General features: G+C 71.1%; 9 protein-coding genes. 8 read left to right on the top strand and 1 reads right to left on the bottom strand.

The window, feature by feature from the left end:
- The first annotated feature begins 10 nt into the window (after positions 1 to 10).
- Together ACF1BN_RS07740 and ACF1BN_RS07735 are read left to right on the top strand one after the other, a co-directional pair.
- A complete protein-coding gene (locus tag ACF1BN_RS07740; RefSeq protein WP_392330680.1) occupies positions 11 to 874 on the top strand; it encodes a fumarylacetoacetate hydrolase family protein in 864 nt (287 codons plus the stop codon).
- Positions 875 to 962: 88 nt separating this feature from the next.
- Positions 963 to 1,412: a MarR family winged helix-turn-helix transcriptional regulator gene (locus ACF1BN_RS07735; RefSeq protein ID WP_392330679.1), complete on the top strand. Its 450-nt coding sequence runs from the start codon at positions 963 to 965 to the stop codon at positions 1,410 to 1,412.
- A gap of 32 nt (positions 1,413 to 1,444) precedes the next feature.
- Here the strand turns inward: ACF1BN_RS07735 and ACF1BN_RS07730 are convergent, their stop codons facing one another.
- Entirely contained in the window at positions 1,445 to 2,461 is a 1,017-nt protein-coding gene (locus ACF1BN_RS07730; protein ID WP_392330678.1) for a LacI family DNA-binding transcriptional regulator, read from the bottom strand.
- Between the two features lie 189 nt (positions 2,462 to 2,650).
- Between ACF1BN_RS07730 and rhaI the strand changes: the two genes are divergently transcribed.
- The 6 genes from rhaI (at position 2,651) to ACF1BN_RS07700 (ending at position 14,132) form a co-directional block, all read left to right on the top strand.
- On the top strand, positions 2,651 to 3,820 hold the full coding sequence (rhaI, locus tag ACF1BN_RS07725) for an L-rhamnose isomerase (protein WP_392330677.1): 1,170 nt from the start codon (positions 2,651 to 2,653) through the stop codon (positions 3,818 to 3,820).
- 105 nt (positions 3,821 to 3,925) lie between these two features.
- Positions 3,926 to 5,965, top strand: a complete 2,040-nt coding sequence (locus tag ACF1BN_RS07720) for a bifunctional aldolase/short-chain dehydrogenase (RefSeq protein ID WP_392330676.1) — start codon at positions 3,926 to 3,928, stop codon at positions 5,963 to 5,965.
- Positions 5,966 to 6,139: 174 nt separating this feature from the next.
- Positions 6,140 to 7,639 (top strand): rhamnulokinase family protein, encoded by a 1,500-nt coding sequence (locus ACF1BN_RS07715; protein ID WP_392330675.1) that lies wholly within the window; start codon positions 6,140 to 6,142, stop codon positions 7,637 to 7,639.
- A 91-nt stretch (positions 7,640 to 7,730) separates the two neighbouring features.
- Positions 7,731 to 8,198, top strand: a complete 468-nt coding sequence (locus ACF1BN_RS07710; RefSeq protein ID WP_392330674.1) for a hypothetical protein — start codon at positions 7,731 to 7,733, stop codon at positions 8,196 to 8,198.
- Between the two features lie 430 nt (positions 8,199 to 8,628).
- Positions 8,629 to 11,193: a S8 family serine peptidase gene (locus tag ACF1BN_RS07705; RefSeq protein WP_392330673.1), complete on the top strand. Its 2,565-nt coding sequence runs from the start codon at positions 8,629 to 8,631 to the stop codon at positions 11,191 to 11,193.
- Entirely contained in the window at positions 11,193 to 14,132 is a 2,940-nt protein-coding gene (locus ACF1BN_RS07700) for an FG-GAP repeat domain-containing protein (protein WP_392330672.1), read from the top strand. The genes ACF1BN_RS07705 and ACF1BN_RS07700 overlap by 1 nt, the downstream gene beginning before the upstream one ends.
- Positions 14,133 to 14,221 lie beyond the last annotated feature (89 nt).

Below are 14,221 nucleotides of genomic sequence, written 5' to 3'. Positions count from 1 at the left end.
GGAGGCCACGATGCGCCTTGCCCTGTTCGACAAGGGACGCCTCGGCGTCGTCGACGGCGACACCCTCACCGACGTGACCGACCAGGTCACCCGCTCCCCCGCCGGTCCGGCCGGCGCGCTCCAGCAGTACATCGAGGCGCTGTCCGACGCCTCCGGTCCGGTACTCGACCCGACCGTCGGGCGCCGCCTGGCACTCGCGGACGTGTCACTGGAGGCCCCGCTGCCCCGCCCCGGCAAGATCATCGGAGCCCCGGTCAACTACCTCGACCACAAGGCCGAGATGGACTACCCCACCTCCATCGCCGACCTCGGCGTCTTCCTGAAGGCCAACTCGTCCGTGATCGGCCCGGACCAGGACGTCGTCCTGCCCTACGCCGACGTCCGCACCGACCAGGAAGGCGAACTCGCCGTCGTCATCGGCCGGACCGCGTCGCACATCGGCGCCGACGAGGCCCTCGACCACGTCTTCGGCTACACCTGCCTGCTGGACATCACCGTCCGCTCCGGCGAGGACCGCTCCACCCGCAAGTCCTTCGACACCTTCACCCCCCTCGGCCCGTGGATCGTCACCGCCGACGAGATCGAGGACCCCGACCGGCTCGACCTGCGTTGCGACGTGGCCGGCGAGACCCGGCAGAGCACCAACACCGAGTACCTCATCTTCGGCGTGCGCGAGCTGGTCGCCTACGCCTCCTCGGTGATGACCCTGTACCCCGGCGACGTGATCGCGACGGGCACCCCGGCCGGAGTCGGCCCGCTCGGCGACGGGGACCGCGTCGTCGTCGAGATCGAGAGGATCGGCAGGCTCGAAGTCGGAGTGGACGGATCCCGGGCCACCCCGTACGCGTCCCGCCCCGGGCACCGCCGCGGGTGACACGTCCATGTCCCGCGCGGGGCGGAGCCGAATCCGAAAGGTCGGTCCGGCACCGCCCCGCGTAAGTTCGTCCCCACAGGAGCCAAGCATGAGCGGGGCCCTCGATCTCGACCGCTACGCCGGCCACCTGATCCGGCGCGCCGAGCAGGTCCACACGTCGCTCTGGAGCAAGTTCGTCTCCGAGACGGTGACCTCGCAGCAGTTCGCCGTGCTCAACGCAGTGCGGGAAAGGGAGGGAATCGACCAGAGCACCGTCGCGCAGCTGACATCGCTGGACAGGTCCACGGCCCATCACATCGTGCGCAGGCTGAGCGACCAGAACCACCTCAGCCGCACGCAGGACCCGGCGGACCGACGGCGGACCTTGCTGGCCCTGACCGATGAGGGAAAGCACCTGCATGCCGCCCTCGCTCCGGCCGCGGAAAGGATCAACGGTGAACTGCTCGCCGTCTTTCCGTACGAGGAGTGGGACGAGGTGTTGCGCGTCCTCTCCCGCCTCGCCCAGCGCGGGCCCGTGCGGACCGGCGGTGCCGCCTGACGCTCCGGGGAGAGGGCGAGCAGGATCTGAGATCAGGGCTGCGGGATGCTCGACCTGCGGACGACGAGCTCCGGCTGGAGCACGATGCCGGTGTGCTGATGGTCGCGCTCCGGGTCCGACGGCTCGATCTCCTGCAGCAGGAGCCCGGCTGCGAGGCGGCCGATCTCCGCGGCCGGATGGCGTACCGAGGTCAGCGGGATGAGGCTCGCCTCCGCGAACTCGATGTCGTCGTAGCCGACGACGGCGAGGTCGTCCGGGACACGTACGCCCGCGTCGAAGGTCGTCTGCATGACACCGAGGGCCAGGAGGTCGTTCGCACAGAAAACAGCCGTCGGCCGGGGGGAGAGCCCGAGGAGCCGTGCTCCGGCGTCCCGGCCGGCGCTGACGTCCAGCTTCTCGGCAGGGATGTCGACGACAGTGTCGCTGCCCAGCCCCGCTTCCTCCACCGCGCGGGCAAGCCCCTCGCGCCGGTCCCGGACCTGCCGCAGATGGCCTGGACCGTGTACGTAGGCGATGCGTCGATGACCGGCGGCCAGCAGGTGCCTGCCCGCCAGACTGCCTCCCAGGACGTCGTCAGCGGCCACTGAACAGGCGGTGCGCGTGTCGACCGCTCGGTCGACGACGACGAAGGGGATGTTCGCGCGCCGCAGCGCTTGCCACGGTTCACCGTCGGACGCGACCGGCGCGAACAGGACACCGCGAAGACGCTGCTCGACGAAGAGCGACAGATAGCCCTGTTCGGCGGCGGCGCTCTCGGCACTGTTGCACACCATCACTCCCAGGCCCGCCTCGGCGGCCACCCGTTCGGTTCCTCGGGCGAGGACGGCGAAGAAGGGGTTGCCGGTGTCCATGACCAACAGCCCCAGCATGCGGCTGCGGCCCGCGCGGAGCTGCCGCGCGGACTCGCTCCGGACATATCCCAACAGGTCGATCGCCGCGTGGACACGGGCCCGGATCTCGTGGGAGACGCGCTCGGGCCTGTTCAGGACGTTGGAGACCGTCCCCACGGACACCCCCGCCTGGCGCGCCACGTCCTTGATGCCCACCACTGCCGACCATCCGTTCGCATCGAAATCCGTATGCCCGACATCCTAGAGTGCCGTCACATGACTGGGTGAATCGTTTCACATCGAGTTGATCGCAGACCCTTGACCAGCGATCGATTCGATGCTTCGGTAGAGGTGAAACGATTCATAACGCCGTCGCACAGCGCGCGGCCCTGGTTCCGAGGTTGCCCAATGACTGTCGTACGGGACGCCGCGAAGGCCGCGCTCAAGGCCCAGCGCATCGAGACCCCCTCCTGGGGCTACGGGAACTCCGGCACCCGCTTCAAAGTGTTCGCGCAGTCCGGCGTCCCGAGGACCCCGTGGGAGAAGCTCGACGACGCGTCGAAGGTTCACGAGTTCACCGGTGTCGCGCCGAAGGTCTCCCTGCACATCCCGTGGGACCGGGTCGACGACTACGCCGGCCTCGCCGCGTACGCGCAGGAGCGCGGCCTGGAGTTGGGCGCGATCAACTCCAACACCTTCCAGGACGACGACTACCGCCTTGGCAGCGTCTGCCACCCCGACCCGCGGGTGCGTCGCAAGGCCGTCGACCATCTCCTGGAGTGCGTCGACATCATGGACGCCACCGGCTCCACGGACCTGAAGCTGTGGTTCGCCGACGGCACCAACTACCCCGGCCAGGACGACATCACGGCCCGCCAGGACCGGCTCGCCGAGTCCCTCGCCGAGGTGTACGCGCGGCTCGGCGACGACCAGCGGATCCTGCTGGAGTACAAGTTCTTCGAGCCGGCCTTCTACACCACCGACGTGCCGGACTGGGGCACCGCCTACGCCCACTGCCTCAAGCTCGGCCCGAAGGCACAGGTCGTGGTCGACACCGGTCACCACGCGCCGGGCACCAACATCGAGTTCATCGTCGCCCTGCTGCTGCGCGAGGGACGACTCGGCGGCTTCGACTTCAACTCACGCTTCTACGCCGACGACGACCTGATGGTCGGCTCCGCCGATCCCTTCCAGCTCTTCCGGATCATGCATGAGGTCGCCAGGAACGGTGGACTGCGGTCCGAGACGAACGTGGCCTTCATGCTCGACCAGTGCCACAACATCGAGGCGAAGATCCCGGCCGTCATCCGCTCCGTGATGAACGTCCAGGAAGCCACCGCCAAGGCCCTCCTCGTCGACCGCGACGCGCTCATCGCCGCCCAGGCCGCAGGTGACGTCCTCGCCGCCAACGCGGTGCTCATGGACGCGTACAACACCGACGTACGCCCCCTGCTGCGGGAAGTCCGCGAGGAGCAGGGACTGGACCCCGACCCCGTCGCCGCGTACGCGGCGTCCGGGTGGCAGGAGCGGATCGCCTCCGAGCGCGTCGGCGGCGAACAGGCCGGCTGGGGCGCCTGAGCACGCTGCTCCTCCCGCAGGCCCGCCGATCTGAACGGCTCTCGCGCCGATCAGGCGCCCCTCACTTCCTCCTCCGCACGCTTCACACCGAAGGACCGATCTCCCATGGCCACGCATCCCGAAGTCGCAGCCCTCCTCGGGCGCGCACACCGGCTGGGCTCCGACCCCCGCAACACCAACTACGCCGGCGGCAACGCCTCCGCCAAGGGCGCCGTCACCGACCCCGTCACCGGATCCGACACCGAGCTGATGTGGGTGAAGGGCTCCGGGGGCGACCTCGGCACCCTCACCGAGGACGGCCTCGCCGTCCTCCGCCTCGACCGGCTGCGGGCCCTGAAGGACGTGTACCCGGGCGTCGAGCGCGAGGACGAGATGGTCGCCGCGTTCGACTACTGCCTCCACGGCAAGGGCGGGGCCGCTCCGTCCATCGACACCGCCATGCACGGCCTGGTGGACGCCGCGCACGTGGACCACCTGCACCCGGACTCCGGCATCGCGCTGGCCTGCGCCGCCGACGGCGAGAAGCTGACGGCGGAGTGCTACGGCGGGAAGGTGGCCTGGGTGCCGTGGCGGCGGCCCGGCTTCCAGCTCGGCCTGGACATCGCGGCGATCAAGGAGGCCCACCCCGAGGCCGTCGGCGTGGTGCTCGGCGGGCACGGCATCACCGCCTGGGGCGCCACCTCCGAGGAGTGCGAGGCCAACGCGCTGTGGATGATCCGCACGGCGGAGGCGTTCCTCACCGAGCGAGGCAAGGAGCAGCCGTTCGGCGCCCCGCTGGACGACTACGCGGCGCTGGACGAGACCGAACGCCGTGAGCGGGCCGCCGCGCTCGCCCCGGTGATCCGCGCCCTCGCCTCCCAGGACCGTCCCCAGGTCGGGCACTTCACCGACTCCGAGACCGTCCTGGACTTCCTCGCCCACGACCGGCATCCGCGTCTGGCGGCTCTGGGCACCTCCTGCCCCGACCACTTCCTGCGCACCAAGGTCCGCCCCCTCGTCCTGGACCTGCCGCCGACGGCCCCGCTGGAGGAGGCCGTGTCCCGGCTCAAGGCGCTGCACGTCGAGTACCGGCAGAAGTACGCCGCCTACTACGCCCGTCACGCCACCGCCGGCTCCCCCGCCATGCGCGGCGCGGACCCGGCGATCGTCCTCGTTCCGGGCGTCGGCATGTTCTCCTTCGGCAAGGACAAGCAGACCGCCCGGGTCGCGGGCGAGTTCTACGTCAACGCGATCAACGTGATGCGCGGCGCCGAGGCGGTGTCGTCGTACGCCCCCATCGAGGAGGCGGAGAAGTTCCGCATCGAGTACTGGGAGCTGGAGGAGGCCAAGCTGCGGCGCCTGCCGAAGCCGAAGCCGCTCGCCACCCGCGTGGCGCTGGTGACGGGTGCGGGCTCGGGCATCGGAAGGGCCATCGCGCAGCGGCTGGTCGCCGAGGGCGCCTGCGTGGTCGTCGCGGACCTGAACGGTGACAACGCCGCCGCGGTCGCCGAGGAGCTGGGCGGGCCGGACAAGGCGGTGGCGGTCACGGTGGACGTGACCTCCGAGGAGCAGATCAGCGCCGCGTTCCGCGAGGCCGTCCTCGCCTTCGGCGGCGTCGACCTCGTCGTCAACAACGCCGGCATCTCGATCTCCAAGCCCCTACTGGAGACGACCGCCAAGGACTGGGACCTCCAGCACGACATCATGGCCCGCGGCTCCTTCCTGGTCTCCCGCGAGGCCGCGAGCGTCATGATCGAACAGGGCCTCGGTGGCGACATCGTCTACATCGCGTCGAAGAACGCGGTCTTCGCCGGGCCGAACAACATCGCCTACTCCGCCACCAAGGCCGACCAGGCCCACCAGGTCCGCCTGCTCGCCGCCGAACTCGGCGAGCACGGCATCCGCGTCAACGGCGTCAACCCCGACGGCGTCGTCCGCGGCTCCGGTATCTTCGCCGCCGGCTGGGGCGCGCAGCGCGCCGCCACCTACGGCATCGAGGAGGAGGAGCTCGGCGCGTTCTACGCCCAGCGCACCCTGCTCAAGCGCGAGGTCCTCCCCGAGCACGTCGCGGGCGCTGTCTTCGCCCTCACCGGCGGCGACCTCACCCACACCACCGGACTCCACATCCCCGTCGACGCCGGCGTCGCCGCCGCCTTCCTGCGCTGAAGGCCCCTCGACCGCGCCTGGGGTGGGTGACTGACGCACTCGCCCCAGGCGCACCCGCGGACCGGCGGCGCGAAGCCGTACGGGAACCGGCCCTGACACCGTGCCCCAGGTGCCGCCGGTCCGCTCTTTCCCTGTCCTTCACTGACGCCCCGTCCGTCGCACAGAGGTATCCACGTGACCACCACTCCACCGTCCTCCGCCTTCGCGTCCGCGTTCGCCGCGGTCGATCTCGGCGCCACCAGCGGACGGGTGATCGTCGGCCGCGTGGGCCCGGACAACCTCGACCTCACCGAGGTCCACCGCTTCCCCAATACACCCGTGCGGCTGCCGGACGGGCTGCGCTGGGACGTCCTGGCCCTCTTCCAGGGCACCCTCGACGGACTACGCGAAGCCGCGCGCCGCGGTGGTGTCGCTTCCATCGGTGTCGACACCTGGGCCGTGGACTACGGACTCCTCGACACGGACGGCGCTCTGCTCGGCCACCCCTACCACTACCGCGACGACCGCACCGACGCCGCGGCCGCCTCCGTCTGGGCCAGGGTCGGTCCCGAGGAGCTGTACGGCATCACGGGCCTCCAGCACCTCCCGTTCAACACGGTCTTCCAGCTCGCCTCCGCCCAAGGAACCGCCCAGCAGGACGCGGCCCGCACCCTGCTGCTCATCCCCGACCTGCTGATCCACTGGCTGACCGGCTCGATCGGAGCCGAGGAGACCAACGCCTCCACCACCGGCCTCTTCGACGCCCGCACCGGCACCTGGTCCAAAGACCTCCTGCACCGGCTCTCCCTCGACCCCACCCTGTTCCCGCCGCTCCGCGCCCCCGGCGACCCGGCCGGTACCCTGCTCCCCCACGTCGCCGCGTACACCGGCCTCGACCCGCGCACCCCGGTGACGACGGTCGCCTCGCACGACACCGCCTCGGCCGTCGTCGCCGTGCCCGCGACCGAGCCGGACTTCGCCTACATCTCCTGCGGCACCTGGTCCCTGGCCGGCCTCGAACTGGACGCCCCGGTCCTGAGCGAGGAGTCCCGGGCGGCGAACTTCACCAACGAGCGCGGCATCGACGGCACGATCCGCTACCTGCGCAACATCATGGGCATGTGGCTCCTGGAGGAGTGCCGGCGCACCTGGGAGAAGGAGAACCTCCCCACGCACATCCCGACGCTCCTCGCCGACGCGGCCCGCGCCGAGCCCTTCGCCTCGCTCGTCGACCCTGACGCACCGGAGTTCCTCGCCCCCGGCGACATGCCGGCCCGCATCCGGGACCACTGCGCCCGCACCGGGCAGCGTGTTCCCGGCAGCCAGGGCGCGGTGGTGCGCTGCATCCTGGAAAGCCTGGCGCTCGCCCACCGCCGCGTCCTGCGGCAGGCCGCCGAGCTCGCCGGCCGGGACATCACCCGCGTCCACCTCGTCGGCGGCGGATCGCGCAACGACCTGCTCTGCCGGCTCACCGCCGACGCCACCGGCCTTCCCGTCGTCGCGGGCCCCACCGAGGCCACCGCCCTGGGCAACATCCTCGTCCAGGCCCGCACCGCCGGCCTGGTCGGCGACCTCGCCGACATGCGCCGGCTGATCGCCTCCACCCAGCACCTGCGGCACTACACCCCCCAAGGTGACGGCGCCGCCTGGGAAGCGGCCGCCGCCCGACTCGCCCCCGCCCCGGGGAACCCCTGATCCGTGTAGCCCTCCGAGACGTCAACTCATTCGGTGAGTCCGTGCGACGATTCGTCGGCCAGTGGGAACTCGTGAGCGGGGGCGCAGGCCGATGAAGTACGTCACTCTCGATGCTCAGGTCGGTGAGCTGTCAGGGGTCCTGGACCCGGCTCGTTACCTGAGCCGTCTGTCCTCGATCTCCGGTGACCTGCCGCCAGGCGCCCGGGCCTTCGCCATGGACACGGACCACTACGACTTCCACAGCAGGCGATGTGTGAAGGACCTGACGCTTCGGGCCGTCCGGGGTGCCGGCGGCGAGGACATGGAGATCGAGTTCCGGCACAACTGCTGGAAGCACGACCAAGACCTGCTGATCCGCTACGCGGGGGTGTCCAGCTTCGTCATCGATCCCGTCGACGAGGGCCGAGAAACGGACCTCGGGACAGTGATCCTCGATGAGATCCTGCCGCACAAGGACGGCTGCAGCCATGAGATCGCCTGCTGGGAGGGCACTCTCGCCGTTGTCTGCCGTGACCTCCAGGCGACCTGGACCGAGGCCATCTGCTCCAGCGCGTCGTAGGCGGAGCCGGTTGTGGGGATGGTCGAGGGCTGCCGCCGGTGAGGCAGCGAAAGCACCCTGTCCTGGCTCGCCGGCGTCGGCGCCTCCACCGGCGCCACGAACGCCAATCCGGTCGCTTCCTCGCCTCTGACGGAGTTCCTCGTCCATGTGCTGGGCATGACGGACCCCGATGTGTCGACAGCCATGGGGCCCGCCCATGACGATCACGCCCTACGAGCTTCGGGCACTGGTCCCCTCGTGGGTGCCGGTCATGGCGATCGCCTCCGCCGCGAGGGCGCGCGGCCCGACGGGGGTGCGCGCGTACGGGCGAGGACGCCCGGCCGGCATGCCCCCGCGCGGGCCGGGCGGCCCGGGCGGAGGGCTGTAATTCCCGAGTAACGGCGGCTGTCTAGCGTCCGGGCTCCCCGAACCTTCCCCGAGGAGCATCCCGATGCACCTGCCACGATCTCCCCTGCGCAGATCCACCGCCTGGGCAGCGGCCGCTCTGGTCGCCGCAGCCGTCCTGACCGGCCCGCCCGCCGTCGCGGCCGACGCCGCGCCGTCCGCCACGGTGGACGCCGCCCTGCTGGACGCCGTGGACGAGGGCGGTGAGGCGTCCTTCTTCGTCGTCCTCAAGGACCAGGCCGACCTGTCCGGCGTCAGGAAGCAGCGGACGCACGCGGCGAAGGCCAAGGCCGCGTACAAGGAGCTGCGCGCACACGCCGACTCCTCCCAGGAGTCGTTGACGGCCTTTCTCGACCGGGAGAAGGTCGGGCACGAGGCGTACTGGATCGCCAACGCCGTCAAGGTGCACGGCGGCCAGAAGCTCGTGGAGCGGCTGGCGAAGCGCTCGGACGTCGCTTCGATCGTCAAGGAGCAGCAGTACGCGCTCGACGACGTCGAGGCCGCCGACGGCCCGGTCACCACGGCGCGTACGGCCTCCTCCGGTTCGGCCGCCGATGCGGCCGTCACTCCGGAATGGGGCGTCGCCGACATCAACGCCGACGACGTCTGGAACGGGTACGACGACCGCGGCGAGGGCATCGTCATCGCCAACGTCGACTCGGGCGTGCAGTACGACCACCCGGACCTGGTCGCCCGCTACCGCGGCAACAACGGCAACGGCGGCTTCACGCACGACTACAACTGGTACGACCCGACCGGCCAGTGCGGCACCGGCGGCGTCCCCTGCGACAACAACGGCCACGGCACCCACACCATGGGCACGATGGTCGGCGCGAACGGCGTCGGTGTCGCTCCGAACGCCGAGTGGATCGCCGCGAAGGGCTGCGAGTCGTCCTCCTGCTCGGACGCGTCGCTCCTCGCCGCCGGCCAGTGGATCCTCGCGCCGACCGACCGCAACGGCCGGAACCCGCGCCCGGATCTCGCGCCGAACATCGTCAACAACTCCTGGGGCGGCGGCAACACGACCTTCTACCAGGACATCGTCGAAGCGTGGAACGCCGCAGGCATCTTCGAGGCCTTCGCCGCCGGCAACGACGGTGACGGCACGACCTGCTCCACCACCCGCGCCCCCGGCGCGCAGGCCCCGGCGTACGGCGTCGGCGCGTACGACGTCTCCGGGAAGATCGCGAACTTCTCCGGCTTCGGTCCGTCCCTCGTCGACGGCTCGATGAAGCCGAACATCTCGGCCCCCGGCGTCGACATCCGCTCCACCTGGCCGGGTTCGTCCTACAACACCATCAACGGCACGTCGATGGCGACGCCGCACGTCGCGGGCGCGGTCGCACTGCTCTGGTCGGCGGCCCCCTCGCTCATCGGCGACATCGACGCGACCCGCGCGCTCCTGAACCAGGGCGCCCGCGACGTCGACGACACCCACTGCGGCGGCACCGCCGGCACGAACAACGTGTGGGGCGAGGGCAAGCTCGACATCCTCGCCTCCATCGAGAAGGCCCCGCACACCGCCGTCACCGTCTCCGGCAAGGTCACCGACGAGGACACCGGCGCCGCCGTCTCCGGCGTCACCGTCAAGGCCACGAGCACCGCCACCGGCGCGCGTTCGGTCAGCACCGGCTCCGACGGCGCGTACCGCCTCTCCCTGGCCCCCGGCACGTACGACTTCGCACTCAGCGGCTACGGCTACGCGCCCCGTACGGTCACCGGCGTCCAGCTCACCACCGGCACGCCGCTCACCCAGGACGTCGCCCTGACCGCGGTCCCCTCGCACCAGGTCACCGGGACCGTCCTCGACGTCACCGGCAAGGCGCTGCCGGGCGCGACGGTCGAGCTGAACGGCTCGCCGCTCGCCACCGTCACCACCGACGCCAAGGGCGCGTACGGCTTCGCCGAGGTCGCCGAGGGCTCCTACCGCCTGATCGTGAGGCCCGCCGCGCCGGTCCTGTGCAACGGCGTCCACAACGGCACCGTGACCGTCGGCACCGCCGGCCTGAAGCAGAACGTCCGGGTCCCGAACCGCGCGGACACCAGCGGCAACAGCTGCGCCCCGGCGGCGTACTCCTGGATCGCCGGCTCCAAGAAGGTCGCGCTCACCGGTGACGAGGACTCCGCCAGGATCACCCTGCCCTTCCCGGTGAGGCACTACGGCGTCTCGTACACCTCCGCCTCGGTCACCACCGACGGCCTGCTCAACTTCCTCTCCCCGCGCGTCGGCGACTACCACAACACCGCACTGCCGACGACCGGCACGAACGGCGTCAAGGGCATCGTCGCCCCGCTGTGGGACGACCTGACGCTGGACAGGAAGTCGTCCGTGCAGACGGTCACCACCGGCACCGCGGGCGACCGCAGGTTCGCCGTCGTCTGGAACGACGCCGCCTACGCCGACGGCACGCCGGGCCGCTCCACCTTCGAGATCGTCTTCGAGGAGGCCACCGGCGCCGTGACCCTCCAGTACAAGGCGGTGGCGGACAAGGGAGCGGGCGCCACCGTCGGCATCGCCGACCAGTCCGGCGCCGACGCCCTCCAGTACGCGTACAACCAGCCCGTCCTCACCGCGGGCACCGCCGTCCGCTTCTCGCAGGGAGTCAAGTGATGAGAACCCACCTCTCGCGGCGGGGCCTCCGGCTCGCCTCCGCCCTGGTCGCGGCGGGCCTGTGCCTGAGCATCGCCCCGACGGCCCTGGCCGCCGCCACCGACGACAGCGGCCCGGCGATGAAGCTGAGCAGCACCGAGGCCGAGGCGCTGGCCGCCCGCGCCGCGCTGGACCCGTACGAGGGGGCCGCCGACGACGACACGATCGCCCCGCGGGCCGACAGCTCCCCGGAGACCATGGCCGGCGGCTCCGTGACGGGCGACGCGTCGACGAGCGCCGTCGACCCGGCCACCAAGGTCACCATGACCGCGAAGTCCACGCTGGAGGGTGTGCGCGGCATGGGCGCCACCGTGCCGATCGGCACCAGGGGCGAGTACTTCACCGTCAACAGCATGGGGTACGTGCAGCGTCACGCCGCCGACGGCAGCGAGACGTGGGCCCGCACCAGCAGCTCCTTCTTCACCGACTGGCAGGTCAAGCCGACCCAGGTGTGGCGGGTGGAGCCGTACCCGGCGCAGATCCTGATGGGCTACAACGCGGTCTCGCCGTTCTCGGCCAACTCCGACTCCGGCTATTCCACCGGTGACCTGACCGGTGACGGCAGCCCGGATCTGGTGTTCTCCGCCCAGGTCGGCACGACCCCCTACCCGCGCCCCTTCACCGTGCCCGGCTCGACGCTGAACACCGGCACCTTCGTCACCGTCCTCGACGGAAGGACCGGCCGGACGCTGTGGTCGAAGCTGTACAACCGCGCCTCCCTGGTGAAGATCGTCGACGGGACCCTGCTGGTCGCGGACGCACCCCGGATGAGCGGCGACCCGCGCGTCCCGGCCGCCGCCACCATGACCCTGACCGGCATCGGCTTCTCGGCCGCCGCCGACGGCACCCTGACCCCGGCCCGGACATGGACGTACGACACCGGCGAGGCCCGGCGCGCCAACTGGGGGGACATCCAGGACCTGGGCAGGGGCAAGGTCGCCGTGTCCTGGAACCTCGCCAAGACCACCGGTGTCTCCGCCCGCGGCCGGGTCCTCGTGCTCGACACCGCGGACGGTTCGGTGACCTGGCAGAGCGACAGCATGCTGTACGCCCGTCAGCTGCGGGTGGACACCGGCCGCGAGCGGATCGTCGCGATCGAGCAGGCGGACACCACCGACGCCGTGCGCTACGAGGTCGCCGCGTACGACCTCAGGGCCGGGCTGCGCTCGACGCTGGACAGCCGGGAGAACGTGGTGCCGACCGCGCTCGCGGTCGGCGACCTCGGCGCGAAGGCGGGGGACGAGTACGCCGTCGCGGAGTCCTCGCTCGACGAGAACCTGTACATCAGTGCCGGCACCGTCCGCGCCGTCGACGGCACCGACGCGGGCAGGGTCCTGTGGTCGAGCACGATCAAGCGGAACGCCGGCAACGGGAGGGACGCGCCCAGCGTCTGGGGTCTTCGGGTGGCCGACGGCTTCCTGATCACCTCCGCCCAGGACGACCGCGCCATGGACGAGGCCGAGAACCGCGGCGGGCTGCGCTACGCCTCGCTGACCGTGTACTCCGGGAAGGGCGCGGTCAAGTGGCAGTCGAAGGGCGTCGCCGCGGCGCCCATGTACCAGGACGTCTTCACCGACGCCCGGGGCACGCATGTGCGCGTCGTCGACCAGTCGCAGAACGTCCGTACGTTCAAGCTGGGCAGCGGCAAGGCGGAGAACGTCACGCCGCTGCAGGGCGACATCGCCTACGCCGAGAGCGCCGACCTGAACAAGGACGGCACGTCCGACCTGATCATGGGCGGTTCGTCCAACGGTGTGTGGGCCTACTCGGGCCCGTCGCTCGTCGACGGCGGCAAGCCGCGGAAGCTGTGGCAGGCCACCGTCCCCGGCGCGGTCCACGACATCCGGACCGGTGACGTGAACGGTGACGGCCGGACCGAGATCGTCGTCGCCGCCGACACCGCGACGGTCGTCCTCGACGGCAGGACGGGCCGGACGCTCACCACCGTCGAGGCCCCCGAGGGCCAGTTCGTCCGCTCGACGACCCTGGCCGACCTCGACGGCGACGGCGAACTGGACCTCCTCGTCCCGACGGACGCGGTCCGCGCCTACCACGGCGACGGCCACGCCCTGTGGACGTACCGCGCTCCCACCGGGGCCGGCGACGTGCGGTTCACCGACCCGTCGGTGAACGACGGCAGGGTGTACGCCTCGTACGCGAGCCTGAACGCCTTCGACCTCGACACCCCGGTGACGAACGCGGTCGCGCTGAACGCCCGCACCGGCAAGGTCCGCTGGTCCGTGGCGCCGACGGCGCCCGCCACGGCGGTCGGCGGCATCCGCACCGCCATCCCGAACGAGGGCGTCTTCGCCTCGAAGGAGATCCCCTACGCCGACGGGCACGCGGTGGTCTACCTGTGGGCCGTCAGCGCGCCCATCAAGTGGGACACCGCGGCGCTCAGCCCGCAGAACTTCTTCGAGATCCGCGACGGCCGCACCGGCGAGGTGCTCCACTCCGGACTCGCGGGCGGCCTGTGGACGCACAACAGCTACTTCGCCAAGGACGGCGTGCTGTACGAGGGCGGTACGGCCTCGTTCCGGCGCTACCGGGCGAACGGCGACGACACGACGCAACTCGTCACGCCGCAGTCGTACGGCGGTGGCTTCGTGACCGGTCCCGGCGGGCGTGAGCTCCTGGGAGCGGGCTCCGAAGGCGGCCTGTACCTCTGGGACCCGAGCATCCTCGACTCCGAGGACTCCTGGGCTCCGTCCGTCGGCAGCATCGGCCTCACGGGTGCCCGCAACCACTTCGCGGGCGACCTGGACGGCGACGGCGTCGACGAGTTGCTCTCGCTCAACAGCGACGACCACGGACGGGACCGTGCAGCCGCCCTGTTCGGCGGCGGTTACTTCGTCACCGACAACGGCATCCACCAGGTCACCACGTACAAGCTCTCCTGAGCTCCCGCTGAGGTGAACCGCTGACGCCGAGGCCTCCCTGGCACACCGCCCAGGGGGGCCCAGGCGTGCTCGGTTACAGTGGCGCCCAC

The organism is Streptomyces sp. NPDC014861, from assembly GCF_043081625.1.
Classification (GTDB): Bacteria; Actinomycetota; Actinomycetes; order Streptomycetales; family Streptomycetaceae; genus Streptomyces.
The sequence above is the reverse complement of the archived record's forward strand: the minus strand, read 5'-3'. Positions and strand labels throughout refer to the sequence as shown.